The following is a 19,320-nucleotide window of genomic DNA, read 5'->3' as shown; positions in this document are numbered from 1 at the left end:
GGTATTGTTTCCGATCAGTTTTGTTCCAGTTTGTACCACTTAATGTCCTTCAAAGGCGCTCTCCTTGCCACTGAGGCAGTTGGCGAGTAATTTTTTTCCAGATAATCGAGTACTGGCTTCTCGGCATCGCCGAGCTCCCAGAGGTTATGGTTGGCCTGCATCCAGCGGATCTTCTGCTTCCAGCCATCGCGCGTGAAGCGGTTGGCGGTAATGAGTTTAGTAGAATGGCAATTGGTACATTGCGCTTTCACCATATACAGGTTCTCATCCACGATGAGGCCTGTTTCCGGATCTTTCTTCGTGGTATCGGCGAGCACTGCGCCTACATTGTTATGTGTAGCCGGTGTTTCGGGCAAGGTTTGAAATACAATACCTGCACCGAGCATGGCAATCAAAAGGGTTTTCATAAAATATCAGATTTGCCCGGGAGCATTATTATACATTATCCTACCTTGACGGCAATTCTTTCACATGCATTGTTGAGGTACCCGCCCGGGTTCCAGGCCGGCGTCAGCATCGGCTGTGCCTTACCTGTATCGTCCGTTGCTTTGACCCAAATCTCATAGTAGCCGTTCACCGGAAATTTGATATTCGTATTCCAATGCTGCCACGCCAGTCGGTTCACCGGGGCTTCAAGCTTACATTCTTTCCAGGTAGCACCGAAATCGATGGAGACCTCCACTTTTTTGACCGAATGATCACCCGCCCACGCGTGTCCGCGCAAGGCAAGTTCTTTTCCCGGATCGATCATCGCGCCCGTTTTGGGGTAAGTGATCAGCGATTTCACCGGCATCGATTCGATGATTTTGTAATATTCGTCGGTAGCGGGAACATCCGTGCCTGGCGCTACCGGGTTGCGTGGTAATTTATAGCTGTGCCCTTCCATTTTCGAGCCGTCGTGCACCTTGTTGCGTACTGAAATACCGCTCAGCCATTTCCCTGAAACCGAGGCAGGCCAGCCGCCGATTACGAGCCGGAGCGGGTAGCCATGGAACTCGGGAATATCCTGGCCATTCATTTGCCAGGCGATAAGCGTCTCATCTTCCAATGCCTTGGCCATAGGCACGCCGCGCGAAATCGCTTCTTTTTTTGGGTCACGGCTCAGGTGGAGATCCTTGCCGTGGTAACCTATATATACGGCGTCGTTTTTAATACCCACATCATTCAGAATGTCTTTCAGCCTTACGCCCGTCCATTGCGCACAATGCACTGCGCCCTGGCCCCACTGGTTGCCCGACGCCTGCGGCTGGTACCCGGAGCGGCCGTTTCCGCCGCATTCCAGCACGAGTTGGTAGGTATGTGTTTTGAATTTCTTTTTGAGATCCGCCAATGTGTAGGTTTTCGGCGCTTTCACCGACTCGCCGTCGATGGTCAGCGTCCAGTTAGCTACGTCAATTTTCTCGGGAACAAGGCCATTGTTGCGGATAAACATATTCTCGACCGGCGTAATGCGGTCGTCGAGCAAGTGTACCGGTGTTTCCACGTTCCAGGGTTTGTCGCCCTGCACGATCATTTCCCCACTTTTGCCTTTCAATGCATCCTTTTCATCAAGAAAAATGGGGCGGTAACCCGCCGGCATCCGGTTAGCGAAAACGATCTGGCTGCCCATTGCGGTAGCCAGCGCTGTAAGGCTCCCTTGTCTGAGAAAATCTCTTCTGTTTAATTCGGAATTCATCAACTGGTTCAGGAAAACTTGTAAAACATTATTTTCAAATTTACATAAACCACGCGGCTTAAACCATTATATCACGCCAATTTGGACACTTTACCCATAAAAAAGAGGCCACCGTTGCCGGTAACCTCCTGATTCATAATAGTGTGTAGTCTGGCACTTTGAGCGTAGCCCAACAGAAAGTGCATGTATATGCCCAACAGGGAAAGTTTACGTTAATTACTTTGATTAAGCCTTGATAAACGGGCCGGCAATGGCCAGTACAGCTTCCTTCGTCAAAGGCTCGTCGAATGCTTCTGTTACGGCCGCGTCCGATTTGGATGCGAGGCCTTTGATGTTCACACCGCCCTGGATCATGTTGTCTTCGCCCGCGTAGATAGGGGCAACCGCACCTTCCTTGCCGGTGATCCATCCTTTCATGGCAGGCATACCCAGCAGCATAGCCGCCAGCCTGCGGGCCACAGCCGCGTGGCGTGCCTCTACCGAATGCACCTGCAACGCATATTCCAGGATTTGCGGATCGGCGATCAACGCGCCGGCTTGTCCTTTGTAGGCACGCACACCGGTATCCTCCAACGCACTCGAAACGGTCACGAATGTTTTGTAATTGCTGAAAACATCCGCAAAGCCACCTTTGTAGGTGAAATCGAAAGTGGGCTTTTTAATAGCCTTGTCGCCCAATGCTTTCACGAGGAATGCGACGTGCTGCGATTCATGCTTGCCGATTTGCATGAAGATCGTTTTGTCGGAGGCGGGAATCAGGTTTGCAGCCGCGATGCCCGCCTTGTAGAACTCATCTTCCAGGTATTCGAGCGTAAGTGCGTAGTTGAGCACATCCACGGCCGCAGCCGATTGCGCAAATGCCTTGTTCACGATCGCCGCAAATGCGGTCGGGATCGCCGCCGAAGCCAGCTTGCTTCCAACCCTGCTCATGAAATGGCGGCGTGACGCGTATTCGAGTCTCCCCACGGCGTCGCCGTCAATCTGCTGGAACTTGTCTATAATTTTGAAAATGTCCATTGTGTCTGATCCTGTTAGTGTGAATGATTATTTACCTACGTTGGGACCGGAAATGGTGTCTTTCACGTAGCCCTTTACGGCCATAAGAATGTCGGCAGGCGCAATGGCCTTGTCCATTCCATTCATGTCGATGATGTCGTCACCGGCGAAGTCGGCGGATTTGGGGTTGATCAGGTCACGGATAACGGAAGCGTGACGTGCCTCTACGGAAACGATTTTTCCGGCGAGTAAAAGGTAGTTAGGGTTTTTAATTAGCTTTCCGGCACCGTTGTAAGCAGCTACGCCGGTGTCTTCGAATAATTTGGCTGCGCCAAGTACGGCGTCTCTTTTGGTGAAGTCGATGCTGTCGAAGTTAGGGGTCAGTCCTTTGATGGCCTTGTCTGCCAATGCGGCTTTAAAAAAATCACGGTGTACGATCTCGTGGTCACGGATGTCGGTCAGGATTGTTTTCTCTGCGTCGGTCATGCCGTTATAAGGCGTCTGGATCACTTGTGTGTAGAATGCAGCCTCCAATTGTTCCAAAGCGTATGCATAGTTGAGTACGCCGATGTCCCCCGAGCCGAGGTCTACCGCGTCACCGGTTCCAGGAATCGGGTCGTCGTCGTCCTTGCATCCGGCAGCGATTACAATCGTTCCTAATGAGGTCGCTAATCCGGCCGAGCGAAGGAAAAGGCGTCTGTTGACGACCGATGTAATTTCTCCTTCTGCCTCACCCGAGCTGTGCTTCGTGTTTGTGTGTTTGATCATAGCATTAATGTTGTTGAGCTCTCCCCGTGTGTCGAAGAGTCTAAGCAGACCTACGCAGCGCGGATTACTTTAGATCAAACGGAGTGAAGAAAGGAGACAAAGAGGGAGGATGGAGGAAAGGGAGGATGGAGGAGAGACTTGGACCAAAAAACAAAAAGAGTCCCGGGTTGGGACTCTTGATGCTTTCAGACTAACCGATGTTGGTATTAAATAACGTTGAGTAAATAATGCCTGAGATATAATTCAATATTGAATGTATAGCGCTAAGTTTTTGAGCGGTGTGTAGTATTTGTGCTACCTATTCTTGGTAAATAATTTCTACGCAAATATAAGCGAATATGTTCCTATAAAAACAATAAATATTTAGAATTTTTTTTAGTTTGTGTTATAGGATATGGGCACATGTAGAAACTGGCTATTAAATTTCACATTGCTGACGTGAAATTCCACAACCTGTGGCACAGCTCCCGTCTCCTCCGGTTGCCCGGACATTAATTTAAATTGGTTAATATCTCATTATCAGCTTTTTTTGCACCTTACTCTTGTTGGCACGAATATCTTTTCAATATATATTAAAATTAAATGCCTGATCTAACATGCGAATAACCCCGATAGTCATCGCCCTCTTGCTAACAGCCATTATTCCGGATGTCGACGCATCCGTACAATCTTCTACAAACGTAGCCGTTATTGCCGAACAGAGTAAGGTTGCCATTAGGCCGGAGGATCTTCCTGAACCAGTCAAAAGTACCCTGTCTGGCGCCTATGCCGAATGGAAGGTGACCAGTGCCTACCTGGTTACGCGTGACGATAATTCACAGTATTACGAAGTCAATATCAAGCGAGCGGAAGAAACATCTACCCTTAATCTGGACAAGTACGGAAAGAAGATCGACTGAGAGGTGGTCGCTCCCGATGTCTGACAGGCTCATTATCAAAAGCCGGAGACTTCTCCGGCTTTTTGGTGTTTGTTTTTGTACTTTTACATAATACCCACTCGTTTATTAGTATTTATTTTTCTTAGAAATAGTATCACCCATGGCTCATCTGCTCCTCGTTGAAGACGATTCCACATTTTCAAAGTTGCTCACCAATTTCCTCGGCAAGCATGGTCATCAGGTAAAAGTTTGTTCAAATATCAAAGAGGCGAGAGAAGCGCTTGGGAAGAACAATTCAGACGGCCCGTTCGAAGTACTGATGCTCGATTACCGTCTGCCTGACGGTAATTCTGTGGATTTTCTTAAAACGCTCAGAAGCGAAGGCAACCGCACCCCGGCATTTATCATGACCAGTTTTCATGACGTACGGACGGCAGTGACTGCCATGCAAATAGGAGCTTTCGACTATATCACGAAACCGGTGAACCCGGAAGAATTGCTTATGGTACTGAGAGAGGCGCTGAACAAGGGAGAGGTGACGAGCGTAAAGACTGCGCCGAAGGCTAAAAGTAATTCGAAGTCGGACAAACAATCGCTTGACTATATAGAAGGCAAAAGCAAGATCGCAAAGCAGCTCTTCGAGTATGTGCGACTGGTGTCGCCTACGGATATGTCGGTGATCATCCAGGGCGAGAGTGGTACCGGTAAGGAACATGTTGCCAAATCGATCCACCGCCTTAGCAAGCGTGCTGACGGCCCTTTTGTGGCGATCGACTGCGGTTCGTTGTCCAAGGACCTGGCCGCGAGCGAGCTTTTTGGTCATAAAAAAGGAGCATTTACCGGTGCGTTGCAAGATAAGATAGGCCAGTTCGAGGCGGCCGATGGCGGTACGCTATTTTTGGATGAGATCGGTAACCTGAGCTATGATGTCCAGATCAAGCTGCTTCGTGCATTGCAGGAGCGCATTATCGTTCCGATCGGCAGTACACAGCAGGTGAAAGTCGACGTACGCCTCATCGCCGCGACGAACGAAGACCTTATTTCCAGCGCAGCTGCGGGGGATTTCCGAGAGGATCTTTATCACCGCTTGAACGAGTTTAAAATCGAGGTGCCCGCATTGCGCAAGCGCGGCGAGGACCTGCCGATTTTTGTACAGCATTTTGTGGACAAGGCCAATGAAGAGCTTGATCGCAATGTGAGAGAGCTGTCGAAAGAGGTAATGGATGTTTTCCAGAAATACGATTGGCCGGGTAACCTGCGCGAACTGAACAATGTGATCAAACGCCTCGTGCTCTTATCGAAAGAAGAAATTGCTACGCTAAGCGCATTACCTCCGGAAATGATTACGGCTATGGAAGACCAGCAAAAGCCTGCCCCAGGTTCCGACTTGAAGGCTTTGCAGGAAACACACGAGAAGGAAATGATCGAAAAGGTATTGCAGGAAGTACGCTACAATAAAAGCAAAGCGGCGAAATTACTCAACATCGATCGTAAGACTTTGTATTACAAGATCGAAAAATATCATATAGAGTAGGAGAGCGCTTTTTCTTCCACTTGCTCCACTACTGACGCAGCGTCGTTTACGACCTGCGTCATTTCTTTTTCCGACACTTCCGATGGGTTTTCGCGAAGGGCGATTTCCAGGTTTCGGAACCGCGCCGACAAGTCGCGCGCGCCGATCTGTCCCGTGCGCCCTGCCATGCGGTGCATGAGTTCCTGAGCATGGTCGGACTCACCTTCCGCGATATGATGCCTTAATGAACCGATATCATTCCGGGAATCTTTGACAAACTGATCCAATATTTCACGCAGAAGGCTTTCATCGCCAAAAGTCATTTCGGTTAGCATTGAGAAGTCGAAGTCTAGATTATGGCCGGTATGATCGTCCACAGCATTGTTTTCGTTAGATGCGGCAGGGGTCTCAGGCACTTCCGTGGTTGAGGAGGCTTCGAGCAGTTCCAGCAAATCGCGGGAATGGAAAGGTTTCATCAGATAACCGTCGAAGCCCATTCCGAGCAGTTTTTTGCGTTCCTCGGGCAATGCCTGTGCCGTGAGTACGAAAAATTTAACACCGTCGGGCGCCGATTTGCGGAGGCGTTTCACCAATTCGGCCCCGTTCATGCCCGACATGCGCATGTCGGTCAGTAAGAACTTCACCTGATTATCCCAGGGCCGGTTCAGGACCTCCTCTGCCGAGGAGAACGCTGTATGCGAAATGCCGTTCATTTCGAGAACGGATGAGCACCATTTGAGAATGAAGGCGTCATCATCAACCAGCCATACTTTGCCATTGATCTGATAGCTTCTTTCCGGCGCTTCCTCTGCCAATTCCAGTGTGTCTGCCTTTTTCATACTGGTGGTGACAAAAAAAGTCGTGCCCTCTCCCTGTTTGCTGATGACATGGACGCTGCCCGACATGCCTTCCACCAATGCTTTTACAATGCTGAGCCCGAGCCCGGTACCGCCGTACCTGCGCTGAATAGATGGGTCGGCCTGCTCAAATTGGTTAAATATGCGTTCTGTCTGCTCTTTTGACAATCCGATACCTGTATCCGAAACCTGGAATTCGATTTTAGCAAGATTACCGCTTTCATGGCCTGCCACTTTCAGAACCACCTCGCCGTTTTCTGTGAACTTGATTGCATTAGTCAGCAGATTGTACAGAACCTGCCGCAGTCGGAACGGGTCGCCGTGCAGGTACAGGTTTGGTTTGAGTGAATTTTCGAGCCTCATTACCAGCCCTTTCGATAACGCTGTGGGCCGTAATACCTGTACTACCTCGTTCAGGACCGGATTGATGGAAAATACCCTGTCTTCGAAAGTAAACCGGTCGGAAATGATGCGGCTGTAATCGAGTACTTCGTTGACCAGGTATAGCAAGTGTTCCGAAGCGGAATGCAGGGTTTCAAGATCTTGCTTCCGTGGTTTTTCCTCATTCTTCAATGCTTCCGCGTAGCCGATAATGGATTGCAGCGGTGTACGGATTTCGTGGCTCATATTGGCCAGAAAGCGCTGCTTGGCCATGCTGTGGTATTCTGCCTCTTCTTTGGCTTCTTCGAGTTGCTCGCGGTAGTCGTTACTTTTGGTAATGTCGGTAAAGATGAAATAGGCCATCACCGCGGTGAGGAAGAAAAAGCCCAGCATGATCCATTCCAGGTAATCGATACTGCCCTCCACAATCTCTTTGGCTTCGACACTATTCTCACCCGATTCTTTCAACACTTCCTTTTCAACCTTTTGCATTACGTCGAGCAGTTGCTTCACCAGCGAGTTGCCGGCAGTTGCAAGCTCCTGTTCGCGGTCGACGAAGGTTACCGCCCGTTTTTTCTGGGATTTTTCGATGGCGTGAACGGCCTCGCCTACCTTTTCAATGGTACTGTCCTTCTTGGCCACGCGGATGGTATCGACCTGGACGTTTACTTCCTGCTTTTGCACCAGCTTGGTGGGTTCCGGCGCTGGTTTTTTAGTCTTTTTACTTCCACCGAAAACGCGGCCGAAGAAGCCTTTTTTTGCTCCTGCCTTTTGCGACGTGTCAGGCACTTCCGTGTAGACGGTGGTGGTAGTGGTCCGTTTTTCGGTTTTGACTACCGTGCTGTCCGGTTTCAGTGCCTTGGTGGTGATAAGTCCGGAAATGGATTTGACTTCGTCTTCCAGGGCCTTGTTACTGACCAGCTTGGAGCGAACTTTTACATAATCGCCGTATATTTTTTCGCGTTCTTTCAGGATCTTCTTCATGGAGTCGATCCGGATGATCTGCATGTCGTCGCCGATGCTCATGTCGCTCAGAGAATCCAGTGTCGCTATCAGTTCGACGGATTGAGCCAGTACTTCGTCGTTCAGCTCTTCGCCTTTCAGCTTACGTTCGTTCTGAAGGTGATCGAGTGTGAGGATATCCTTGAATATTTTGTTGACCAGCCGCATTTTGTTATCCGGGGTCGAGAGCGAAGTGAGCGTAGTAAGCATATTGCTGAACGCCAGTTTGCTCGTAACCCACGACGCTGCCAGGGCGAGGGAGGCGATAAAAAAACCGAGAAGGATTTTTCCTTTCACCGATTTCAGGAAAGACGGGCCACGCAGAGTAGACATAGTTTTGGTAACATTCAATACCAACTAACGCATTTACAGGGGTAAAACGTGCGATTTACACCGCGTTAGTCTTATTTGTAATGTGAAGATAATGTTTTAAAATGTATTCTAAATGAGCTGATCCTCAACTAAAAAGGCTGCCTCCGATGCGGAAGCAGCCTTTTTTATAGATTACCCGGGCCAGGCCAGGTTTGAATGCAATTATTTCGCAAGCGAATTGATCCACGCTGCGATTTTAGCAGCTTCTGCCTTGGGAACCTGAGGCATTGGCGCCATTGGCGTCGCGTAGTCAGGCCAGTTTTCAGGCTTCGGCGCGTAAATCAGTTCCACGATTTTTTCGTTGCTGTATTTGCGTTTTGCAACGTCCGCGTAAGAAGGACCCACTACTTTCTTGTCGGGTGCGTGGCAGGCAAGGCAGGTGTTTTTCGCCAGCAATGGTTTCACTTCTTCCCAAGTTGGGGTTTTGGCCGCTGCTCCGGCTTTCGCGGGAGTTGCTTTGCCTTTTCCATCCGGTGATACGTGCTCTTTCGCAGGCTCGGCCGAAACCGATGCCTGTGCTTTGCCCGAACGGGTAGTTTTCAGATCTGAAACTTTCAGCTTGTCGCCGTCAGGGATATTGTTCAGCGTATAGTATGCATCGGGGTGAACCAGTGACCAGCTGTTGGTAGCCGAACGAACGCCTTCCAGAGAGATCTTGTGAACGTAATACTGTTTCATTCCGTCGAGTACGATACGCACCTTCTTGTTGTCGTCGGAAACTTTCACACCTGCGATTTTCACATCTTCCAGGTTGATCTGCGGGCTACCGTAAACAGGGTAATGCTTGTAGAGGTAGCTGCTTACTTTGTAAGAATCCAGATCCTCCGCCGATTTGCGGTCAACAGGCATCGTGAATTCGATTTCAAAACCGTCTGGCTGTGCTTTTACAGTGTACATTTCGAATGGCATTTTGCCGTTCCAAACGAGACGTTGCAAGCCCTGGTTGGCATCACCGGCAGATCCCCAACCACGGTTGGTTTCCCCTACGAACATCGATCCATCCTTATCGAATGCCATACGCAATACACCCGACTGGAATCCGCTGCGGAAACCGATGCTGGCGCCTTGGTATTCACCTTTTACTTTTTCCATCACGATACGCATGATATTGCTTTGTCCCTGGTCACCCACAAACACCTGGCCTGTGAATGGGCCGAAGTTTCCTTTGGTATCATCCAAAATCAGTTCCGCGGTAGAAACACCGTGTACACCATAAGGCAACCATACAGCCGGAAGCTGCACCATGTCATATTTCTGTTTCAACTGGTACAAGAACTGTGGCTCTTCACCCATTGTGTTTTCAGGCTTGATAGCGCGGTCCTGTGCATTGCGGTGCTGGCGGTTATCGCGCTCCGCGAAGAATTGCTTTTCAGTCAGTTTTACAGGCGAGTTAGGCAATCCAGCCCATTTCAAACCTGCCGGGTGACCCATGAAGCCGCCTTTTTTAACCTGGAAAATAGCACCGGTACCCATCCAGTCGCCCTGGTTGTCGGTGTAGAATAGCTCGCCGTTCAGCATGCTGATACCCGCAGGGGAGCGCACGCCGGTTGCGTATGGTTCGAATTTGCCGTCATTGGTGATGTGGAATATCCAGCCACGCCCGGGAACACGGCTTTCGCCTCTCCACCATTCTTCGTCACCGAATGCTACGTTGCCACTCACGAAAAAGCTGCCATCCGGAGCGAGTTTAGGACCGAACGAATATTCGTGGTAGTGACCTGAAAGCGGCCACGCGTAAACAGTTTCGTAAACATCAGCCTTGCCGTCGCCATTTTTATCGACCAATTTGGTCAATTCCCCACGCTGTGCGCAGTACAATGCACCTTCTTTGTATGCCAAACCGAGGATTTCGTGCAAGCCGGTCGCGAACTTGCGGAAATATGGCGTGCGGCTGGTAGGGTTATCCACGATCCAAACTTCACCACGACGGGTTGAAATCGCCAGTGAACCGTTTGGCAGGGTCGTTAAGCCACCTACTTCGAGGATAATACCCTCAGGAATCGGCGGGGTGACGATCTTGTAAAAATCTTCTTCTTTCGGAGACTCCTGCGCTTTCAGCGTAGAGAGGGAAGCCAAAAGAGCGAATGCTATATGAGCAAGTTTTTTCATTGTCAAATCAGGAATAATAGGTTAAAATCAGAACAGAATGGAGTACTTCACTTCGCCGTTGGTAACAGGCACGATGAGTTCCTGTTCGCCTTTTGCGCCTCTGATTTCTGGTTTAAGTTTTTTGTCGGCCAGCTGGATGTAGTACGATTTATCGTCTACTGCGTAAAGTCCTTCCGAGATTTTTTCAATGGAAGAACCGTCAGCCAGGCGTGCCACGAGGTCTTTTGCAGGGTTATTCACCTTTACAATGCGTTCGAAATACTGGTTATTCACGACGGACACGTAGTCGGTGATCGCCGAGCCGAATGCCTGATATTGGAAGGTAGGCACGTCGGAATCATCCAATACATAACCTTTCGGACGGTAACCGCTGCCGGTTGTGTCCGCTTCCCACTTAGATTTACCTGATTTACCCAAGAACATATCGTCGCCGAGCAACGTCACGCTGCCTCGCGGGCGTGAGGAGCCATCGCCGCGGTCGTGCCACATTGGGGTTGCATCTAGGAATTCGCCACGCCAAACTTGCAGGATTGCGCCTTTGTCGAGGTCGTACGTATAATGCAGGCTCGCAGGGCTACCCACAGACGCCGCGTGTACAACGCGTATTCTTTTCGCTTTTTCGTCCTTGCGGAAATCCATGAAAGAGCGGGTAATCGTGTTGGTAGGTGCCTGGATCAGGATCGGATCGGTAGAACCGCCACCCATGGCCGAGCTTTTTGCATGGTAAGCCACCTCGCGGAAGCCAGGACCGCTGGTCCAAAGGCCCAATACCGGGCGCATCCAGCCATCTCTTTTGTTGTTGAAAACTTCGATCGTATGGTCGCCGGCTTTCAGGTTTACTTTGCCTACACGGAATTCGTTGTTCGATTTCCACTCGGGTTTGATCACATCTTTACCGTCGATTTTCAGGTAGGAATTACCCGAAGCCTGCAAGCGGAAAGCGTATTCGCCTTCGGTAGCTGCATTGAAACGGCCATTGTAAACGTAAGAGTAATTGTTGTTCTCTTTCAAAATCTCCCAGTTCAGCGATTCCGACTTGCCGGTTTCCGCAGGAGTAAGTTTTGAAAGGTCCTCGGTTTCGGACAGACCGCCGTAATAGGTTTTGTAGGTCAGCTCGGAAAGGGTCGCAGGTTTCTTGTCAAAATTATTAACCACAATATTGCGGATTGCCAAAGAACCGTGGTCGCCCTGGATGCGGATCGGACCCATTGGCACGTCCTCAGCCGTCAGTGAACCGCGGGTAGGCCCGCTAACTTCCACGTTTTCGTGGATAGTCACACCATTTAAGACGATAGAAAGGAATACCGCATTCGCGATTTTCTTGCCATTTGCGTCGAAACGCGGTGCCTGGTAAGAGATTTTGATATGCTGCCACAATCCCGGCGCTTTCGCCACATTGAAACGCGGTGCGTATCCTTCGTAACCTTTTTCACCTTCGGGCTTGGAATCGTTCCAGCGCTCGTAAATACCACCACAGTCGTTGTATTTGGCGCCTTTTTTACCCCAGCTGTCGAAAAGCTGTACTTCGTAGTTGCCTTGCAGATAGATTCCTGAGTTGGAACCTTTGCTCATCATGAAATCCAGTTCAAGGTCGAGATCGCCGTGTTTGAAGTTGGAAATCAGTTCATAGTCGCTGCCATACTTGCCTTTTTCATGGAGGCAAGCCAGTACTCCTTTACCCGGGCTGGTAATCAGCGCGTTTTCTTTGGAGAGGTCGGCCGATGCATTACCGACGATTTTCCAGTCACTGGATTTGGTCGTAAAAGCACTGAGGTCGTTGAGGGGAATAGGCTGCTGGGCGTAGGCGGTGTGCATGGCAAAAGCCGCTACCCCAGAGGCGATTAATTGAAAAAGTGAACGGTTGGTTTTAAACATACTTGCAGTAAGCTTAGTCGGTTTTAGATTAGCAATCAGGCCAGGAGTGCCTTTAGCCCTGCAAATTACGTGATAAGAATCGGGAAAATTACATTTATATAGATGAGAATCCTTTTTGTTAGTGCTTTTTACTTAATGTTGTGTTTTGATACTATTTCAAAAAGTTATTAGACTAAAACTGTTACTTTTCAAATGAGAAAATTGATGCTTACCGCGTTCAGCATGGCCGCAGCCTTCGCCGCACACGCGCAATTGCAACCTGCGAAGCAAACTCCTGAATCCAGCGAATTGTGGAACCCGGTTCCCCGTGTTGTAACGCCAGGTAAAGGTTCTCCGGCCGTTTCAGGCTTCACAGCCCCTTCGGATGCTATTATTCTGTTCGACGGTAAAAACCTCGATCAGTGGGTTTCCGGTAAAGACGGCAAAGCGGCTGCTCCCTGGACAGTTGGCGACGGCGCAATGACCGTTGCCCCGAAATCAGGCGACATCCAAACCAAACAGACGTTCGGCGACTACCAGCTGCACATCGAATGGAGAACCCCCGCGAAAGTAGACGGTAATGGACAAGGCCGCGGTAACAGCGGTATTTTCATGCAGGGCGTTTACGAATTGCAGGTACTCGACAGCTACAACAACCCGACTTACTCGAACGGTCAGGCCGGTTCTATCTACAAGCAAACAATGCCCCTCGTAAACGCGGCCGTAGGCCCGGGCGAATGGCAGACTTACGACGTGATTTACACACAGCCGCATTTCAACAAAGATGGCCAGATGAGTATCCCGCCTTACATTACCGTGATCCACAATGGGGTATTGGTTCAAAACCACACCGCGATCCAGGGAACGACTCCTTACATCGGCCAGCCGACAATCGAGCCGCACGGAAAAGGCCCTATCAAATTGCAGGACCACAACAATACGACGAGCTTCCGCAATATCTGGATTCGTGAATTGTAAATTTTAGAGGATATTGAAATCAAAAACGGGCTGCTTCAAATGAGGCGGCCCGTTTTGATTTTTAATCCACCAGCTAGCTAAAACTTGATCGCCAGGTTCGCCGAGAAATTCCTCGGCATCTGGGGCGTGAGCACACCCTGTCCGGCAAAATATTTCTTATCCAGCATATTGTCGAGTTTCAGCCCCAGCCGCCATGCTTTGGTGTTATAGAATACCGTCGCATTCAGAACCGTGTAGGAAGGAATCGTGAAAATACCCGTCACCGCCGAATTCGAAGTCAAATGTTCGCTGATGTAGTTGCCGCCAATACCGGCCCCGATTCCTTTGAGCTTTCCGAAAGGCAGATTGTAGCTGATCCACGCATTCGCCAGATCAGCCGGGCCGGCATTAGCGGGGCGGCGACCTTCCAGCGCGACGGTAGATTTGGTCAGTTTGCTATCATTATGGCTATAACCCGCCACGAGGTTTAGCCCCGTTATCGGGTTAGCAATAATTTCTACCTCAATTCCACGGCTGTATTGCGTGCCGTTCTGCACGGTGACGTTGTAATTCTTGCCGTCGCGTACGAGCACGTCGGTGCGCGTGGTGTTGTCTACTTTAATGTCATAATAGCTGACGGTCATATTCAGCTTGCCCTGATAGCTTTCCAGTTTAATACCGCCTTCGAGCTGATTGGCCTGCTGTGGCTTAAAAACCCCGGAAATATCAGGTAGCGGCTGGGTTACAGGGGCAACATTGAAGAAGCCGTTCATATAGTTTCCAAAAACAGAAAGCCGGTCTTTGATCAACTGATAGACAAGGCCCAGTTTGGGCGAAACGGCAGTTTGCTTGAACTGTGTATTAGCGACGTAGGTGCGGGTCGCGTGGTTTAATGTGCCTTTGTTTTCAAAACGGTCGATGCGCAGGCTGATCATCGCCAGCAGGCGGTCGGTAACATTGAGGACGTCGGAGAAATAGGCGCTGTACACATTACCCGAGTTATAGTTACGTAAAGGCGCGTCGTTGTTCATGGCCAGTCGCGCCTCCACGGACGTGCGGTTGATTTTGAGGTAATTCGGGTCATTGTGAATCCCGCTTACATTGTCGAACACGATGTAAGGCGAGTTGTTGTTGTGCGCCGTGCGGTTCAGGTAGTCGAGGCCGACTACGACGCGGTTGCGTAACGTGCCGATTTTGAAATCGCCAATAAAATTCTGCTGGATGTCGATCGCATTGTTGGTCGTGTTTTGTAAAGAAATATTGCGTTCGAGCAAGGTATCGGCCACGGCGCCTCGAATGAACTGATATTGGTAAAAACCTTCTGATCTACGTGTATTGCTCGAAAACGCGGTTTGCGACGTCCAGCTTTGCGAAAGTTTGTATTTCAACTGACCATACACATTGATGGTCGGCGTTTTCATCGTCAGGTCGTTGCTGGTGTAGGACTTGTTCCAATCAAAACCCAGTTCCTGAGGCGTGTGTGCTGCAAACTGGCGGGTACGGTTGAGGAAAACGGCCGACGGGCTCGTCATCTCGCTCTGGTAAATGCCCGCGTTGAAAAGGATGGTCATCTTTTCATTCACACGATATTCCAGTGATGGTGCAATCACGAGACTTCTCCGGAAACCCGCATCCTGGAAGCTGCCCTGATATTGATAGGCTGCATTAACCCTCAGCAAAAGATTTTTGGAAGCATTAATAGGAGAATAAATGTCGGCGGTCAGACGGTTCAAGCCGAAACTGCCGGTTGTGTAACCAATTTCACCGCCCGCTATTTCAACCGGTTTTTTAGTCACGATATTCATTAGCCCGCCAAACGAAGTAACCGAACTGCCGAACAGTGTAGCCGATGGCCCTTTGATCACTTCCACTTTTTCGACATTGATCGGGTCGAACTCGCCGTTCGTTTGTACCGGCAACCCATCCACGACGGACAATTCCGTGCGGAAACCGCGCAATGCATAGAATGTTGCTCCATCGGAGTTAATACCACGATTGGCCTGGATTTTATAAACCCCCGGCGCGTTTTTAACAATGTTGGAGAAGTCTGTAATAAGCTGTTCTGTAAAAAGTGTTTTGGATAATGCACTGTAAACCTGCGGGTTCTCCATATTGCTCACGGGGAGCTTGGCTACGTAATCGCTTTCTTTTTTGGAAAACTTGTTGATATCCCCGCTGATCACGACTTCCTGCAATGCCTTACTGTCCTCGTTCAGGAATACCGGTTCGAATATGACGGTTTGATCAGAACCGATGGCTGCCGGGCGTTCGATAGGCTCATAACCAAGCAACTGGATTACGACCCTATGCTCGCCGGCAGGGATATTCCGGATGATAAATTGCCCGTCTGCATCACTTTGCGCTCCTTTTCCAGTTCCTTTAATGGTAATGTTGACAAATTCGGCGGCCTTGCCGTCGGAAGTTTTCACGGTGCCCCGCAATGCACCGCGGCCTTCGTTGGCCTGAGCGTGGGATTGGTTGGCGGAAAATAAAGCAATAATGTAAAGCATGACGGCCATGCACTTTCGGAATTTATTCCTCGGATTCATTGGGATACTATTAATATAAACGGATGGATTTGCAATGCGGCGCGGGAGCGTGGTTCGTGGCAAAGCTACAACACTATTTATATTAAGTCCAAATAATAATTTGTCTGAGTCCAATAATGATAATGCCTTAAACGATTGGTAGCATCGGTTAATCCTTTTCTATTTTTCATTTATATTCGTTTTCAATGCCATTCCAAAAGTTGCCATGCAGGAAATAGAACCCTATTACAATTGGGAAAAACACTATGTAGCCAGCCACGACGAGCGTTCGCCGTTCTATGGCCGCACGTATAATCTTGATTATTATGAGAATGCGATTTACGGCTATTATATCCACCCGCTTTGGGACCATATCGGGTCGGAGACGTTGTATGTGAAAATCCTTTTTGCCGATTATAAAAAGCGCTTTGTGATTATTGAAATGTTCGGGGAATGGAACGATGCGCTGCATAATGATATCATGTTCCTGAAACGGCAGGTGGTCGATCCCCTTGTCGATGAGGGTATTAACCAGTTTATATTGCTGGGAGAAAATGTCCTGGACTTCCATGGCGCGGAGGATGATTACTATGCGGAATGGTTCGATGACGTGGAGGACGGATGGATCGTCGCCGTCAATTTTCGCGAGCATGTGGAGGAGCAATGGACGAAATTCCGGCTCGACTATTATATTAATTTCGGTGGTACGCTGCACCTCAATAACTGGCGTACGTTGCAGCCGGAGCCGTTTTATGAGCTTGTTAAAAATTTGATGGTTAGAAGGTTAACCTGACAGAAAGCTGCCCGGATTGCTTGCAACCTTGGCAACTCCTTTGTAGCTTACGCATTCATCGTATCAACTGTTTTTTACCTTAAAACCTCATTTCCCATGGCCGAGAATACTGAACCTACACCAGAAGACGAAAAAGAATCGCTGGAAAATAAAGTTGAAGAACTCAAAACTACTGCTACCGAAGCCAAAGACCAGATCGCGGAAGAGGCAGCCGAAGCGGTGAAAGAGGAAGCCAACGCATTGGAAATAAAGGCAGAGGACAAAGTGGACGAGGTAGTGGATGCAGCTGATGGAATTAAAACCGAAGTTTACGAGACGCTCGATGACCTGAAAGCGCAGGCCGAGACCAAAACCACCGAAGTGGAAGAGGTGATCGAAGAAAAAGCGGAAGCGGTTAAGGAAGCTGTGGCAGAAGTGAAGGAGGAGGCGGCCGTGAAGGCTGAGGCGGTGAAAGAGGAGGTTGCGGAAAAGGTCGAGGAGGTAGAATCCGGCTTTGCTGCGAAACTCGCCGGTCTGACGGAGGCAGCAGCAGAGAAATTCGAAGACCTGAAAGAGGCTGCGACAGACAAGTTTGAGGACATCAAGGAAGTTGCTGCGGAGAAGTTTGAGGACATTAAGGTAGCCGCAACCGATAAGTACGAACATATTAAAGAAGATGCCGCCGAAGCATTCGAAGACGCGAAGGAAGTAGCCGCCGAGAAGCTGGCGGAAGCGCAGGCCAAAGCCGCCGAACTGAAAGCGAAAGCAGCTGAGGAAATAGCCGAATTGAAAGAAGAGGCAACGGAAAAAGTCGCTGAAACGAAGACCAAGACAAAAGGATTCTGGGCGCGGCTCTTTGGCGGATAACTATTTGCAGATAATTTCCCGGCCCGGCCCTTTTCGATTGGCCGGGTTTTTTATTTACGTTATTTGTTTTATCAAAATTGCTTCTGATGTCACAGGAAACTTTCGTTCTCCCCTACCAACATCCGTTTGTCGCGGACAGCAAATACAAAAAATCAGTCGTCTACTTTTCGATGGAATTCGCCGTCGACCAGGCATTAAAGATTTACTCCGGCGGTCTGGGCTTCCTCGCAGGTTCGCATATGCGCAGCGTATACGGGCTGAAACAGAATCTGATCGGCATTGGGATGCTCTGGAAGTACGGCTATTACGACCAGGGCCGGAAAAAGGACGGCAGTATGGAGCCGGAGTTCACGGAGAAAATATATTCGTATCTCGCCGATACCAAAATCCGTTTTCAGATACCCATTATGGGTAAAAACGTTTGGGTAGCAGCCTATTATCTGGCTCCTGAAACATTCGGTTCCGCACCATTATTTCTCCTGACTACCGATACCGACGGCAACGACGAATCCACGCGAGCGATCAGTTATTCACTGTACGACTCGGACGTTACCTACAAAGTAGCGCAATGCATGGTGCTCGGTATCGGTGGCGCGCGGTTGCTCGAAGCGCTGCAGTATGAGCCGGAAGTTTACCATTTGAATGAGGCGCACGCGGTATCCGCCCTTTTTCATCTGTATAAAAAATACCAGGATGTGGCTGAGGTAAGGAAAAAGGTAGTTTTTACAACGCATACCCCCGAAGAAGCCGGTAATGAAAAGCACGATATTCATTTTCTGGATAAACTGGGCTTTTTCTCAGGACTGGACCTGGAAACGGTGCGTAAGATCAGCGGCATTCGTGACGGAGTATTCAACCATTCGCTGGCTGCATTGAGCCTTAGCCATAAAGCGAACGGCGTTTCCAAACTGCATGGGGAAGTTTCACGAAAAATGTGGAAAACGCATCCCAAAATCGCGCCGATCGGGCACATTACCAATGCGCAAAACAATGCTTACTGGGTTGACCCTATTTTGGAAAAGGCCAGGAAAAAAAAGGATACCAGCGCGATTGTCGCACGTAAGAAGGAGCTGAAAGAAGTTTTGTTCAAAACAGTCGCCGACCAGAGTGGGAAGTTATTTGACCCGGATGTGCTCACGATCGTCTGGGCGAGGCGGTTTGCGGCTTACAAGCGGGCGGATATGCTGGTTTGGGACCTGGAAAGATTCAAACGCATAATGGGCAATAAGGAGCAGCCGGTGCAGGTGATATGGGCTGGAAAGCCGTATCCGAAAGATGAAGGTGCAGTTGGGACCTTTAACCATCTATTCTATCTGAGCCACTTGTTTCCTAACATGGCCGTACTGACAGGCTATGAGCTGGCATTATCCAAGCTGCTCAAAGATGGGGCCGATATATGGCTCAATACGCCGGTCGTGACGCGCGAAGCATCGGGTACCAGCGGGATGACGGCGGCTATGAATGCGGCATTGAACCTTTCGACCTACGATGGCTGGATCTGCGAATTCGCAAAAGACGGGCACAATGCATTTCTTCTGCCGGTTGCCAAAGGGGAGGATATTAATAAGCAAGATTGCGATAATCTGATGGAAACTTTGGAGCGTTCCGTGATCCCGACTTACTATAATGCGCCTGAGAAATGGCGGGAGATGACTTTGAATAGTATGAATGACGTTTCCGAACCGTTCAGTTCCGACCGGATGGCCAGGGAGTATTATGAGTTATTGTATAATTAAATTTAATCCGCGGGAAGCGGCGGCAGGCAGTTGGTCCTTATGAATATGTCCTGTG

14 protein-coding genes are annotated in these 19,320 nt (G+C 49.5%); 6 read left to right on the top strand and 8 right to left on the bottom strand.

The features are described 5' to 3' along the window. Positions 1-14: 14 nt before the first annotated feature. The 4 genes from ACTJJJ_RS25870 to ACTJJJ_RS25855 form a co-directional block, all read right to left on the bottom strand. On the bottom strand, positions 15-407 hold the full coding sequence (locus tag ACTJJJ_RS25870) for a hypothetical protein (RefSeq protein WP_188937151.1): 393 nt from the start codon (positions 405-407) through the stop codon (positions 15-17). 35 nt (positions 408-442) lie between these two features. After that, a complete protein-coding gene (locus ACTJJJ_RS25865) occupies positions 443-1,675 on the bottom strand; it encodes a sulfite oxidase (protein ID WP_188937148.1) in 1,233 nt (410 codons plus the stop codon). Positions 1,676-1,900: 225 nt separating this feature from the next. After that, positions 1,901-2,692 carry a ferritin-like domain-containing protein gene (locus ACTJJJ_RS25860; RefSeq protein WP_188937147.1) on the bottom strand — a complete coding sequence of 264 codons (792 nt, stop codon included), beginning with the start codon at positions 2,690-2,692 and terminating at the stop codon, positions 1,901-1,903. Between the two features lie 27 nt (positions 2,693-2,719). Continuing rightward, positions 2,720-3,439: a ferritin-like domain-containing protein gene (locus ACTJJJ_RS25855; RefSeq protein ID WP_188937146.1), complete on the bottom strand. Its 720-nt coding sequence runs from the start codon at positions 3,437-3,439 to the stop codon at positions 2,720-2,722. Between the two features lie 596 nt (positions 3,440-4,035). Between ACTJJJ_RS25855 and ACTJJJ_RS25850 the strand changes: the two genes are divergently transcribed. Further along, the gene (locus ACTJJJ_RS25850) at positions 4,036-4,338 is read left to right on the top strand and encodes a hypothetical protein (protein ID WP_440703456.1); all 303 of its coding nucleotides are present in this window, start codon (positions 4,036-4,038) and stop codon (positions 4,336-4,338) included. Between the two features lie 139 nt (positions 4,339-4,477). Further along, positions 4,478-5,851, top strand: a complete 1,374-nt coding sequence (locus ACTJJJ_RS25845) for a sigma-54-dependent transcriptional regulator (RefSeq protein WP_188937143.1) — start codon at positions 4,478-4,480, stop codon at positions 5,849-5,851. Here the strand turns inward: ACTJJJ_RS25845 and ACTJJJ_RS25840 are convergent. The 3 genes from ACTJJJ_RS25840 to ACTJJJ_RS25830 form a co-directional block, all read right to left on the bottom strand. Next, positions 5,839-8,403 carry an ATP-binding response regulator gene (locus tag ACTJJJ_RS25840; protein ID WP_440703455.1) on the bottom strand — a complete coding sequence of 855 codons (2,565 nt, stop codon included), beginning with the start codon at positions 8,401-8,403 and terminating at the stop codon, positions 5,839-5,841. The two genes, ACTJJJ_RS25845 and ACTJJJ_RS25840, sit on opposite strands and share 13 nt — an antisense overlap. A 201-nt stretch (positions 8,404-8,604) precedes the next feature. Further along, positions 8,605-10,551: a c-type cytochrome gene (locus ACTJJJ_RS25835; protein ID WP_188937141.1), complete on the bottom strand. Its 1,947-nt coding sequence runs from the start codon at positions 10,549-10,551 to the stop codon at positions 8,605-8,607. Between the two features lie 27 nt (positions 10,552-10,578). After that, positions 10,579-12,426: a family 16 glycoside hydrolase gene (locus ACTJJJ_RS25830; RefSeq protein ID WP_426292109.1), complete on the bottom strand. Its 1,848-nt coding sequence runs from the start codon at positions 12,424-12,426 to the stop codon at positions 10,579-10,581. Positions 12,427-12,618: 192 nt separating this feature from the next. On the opposite strand from ACTJJJ_RS25830, the gene ACTJJJ_RS25825 reads away from it, so the two are divergent. Beyond that, complete coding sequence (locus ACTJJJ_RS25825) at positions 12,619-13,383, top strand: 3-keto-disaccharide hydrolase (RefSeq protein WP_188937140.1); 765 nt, start codon at positions 12,619-12,621, stop codon at positions 13,381-13,383. A gap of 77 nt (positions 13,384-13,460) precedes the next feature. Here ACTJJJ_RS25825 and ACTJJJ_RS25820 read toward each other — a convergent pair whose 3' ends face one another. After that, a complete protein-coding gene (locus ACTJJJ_RS25820; protein ID WP_440703454.1) occupies positions 13,461-15,881 on the bottom strand; it encodes a TonB-dependent siderophore receptor in 2,421 nt (806 codons plus the stop codon). A 235-nt stretch (positions 15,882-16,116) separates the two neighbouring features. Here ACTJJJ_RS25820 and ACTJJJ_RS25815 point away from each other — a divergent pair, with 235 nt between their 5' ends. The 3 genes from ACTJJJ_RS25815 (at position 16,117) to glgP (ending at position 19,265) form a co-directional block, all read left to right on the top strand. Next, a complete protein-coding gene (locus ACTJJJ_RS25815) occupies positions 16,117-16,683 on the top strand; it encodes a hypothetical protein (RefSeq protein ID WP_188937135.1) in 567 nt (188 codons plus the stop codon). 96 nt (positions 16,684-16,779) lie between these two features. Next, a complete protein-coding gene (locus tag ACTJJJ_RS25810; RefSeq protein WP_440703453.1) occupies positions 16,780-17,529 on the top strand; it encodes a hypothetical protein in 750 nt (249 codons plus the stop codon). A gap of 86 nt (positions 17,530-17,615) precedes the next feature. Beyond that, complete coding sequence (gene glgP, locus ACTJJJ_RS25805) at positions 17,616-19,265, top strand: alpha-glucan family phosphorylase (RefSeq protein ID WP_440703452.1); 1,650 nt, start codon at positions 17,616-17,618, stop codon at positions 19,263-19,265. Positions 19,266-19,320: the final 55 nt, after the last annotated feature.

The organism is Dyadobacter sp. 22481, assembly GCF_052044875.1.
In the GTDB taxonomy this organism is placed as follows: Bacteria; Bacteroidota; Bacteroidia; order Cytophagales; family Spirosomataceae; genus Dyadobacter; species Dyadobacter endophyticus.
This window is presented reverse-complemented; position numbering and strand designations above follow the sequence as displayed.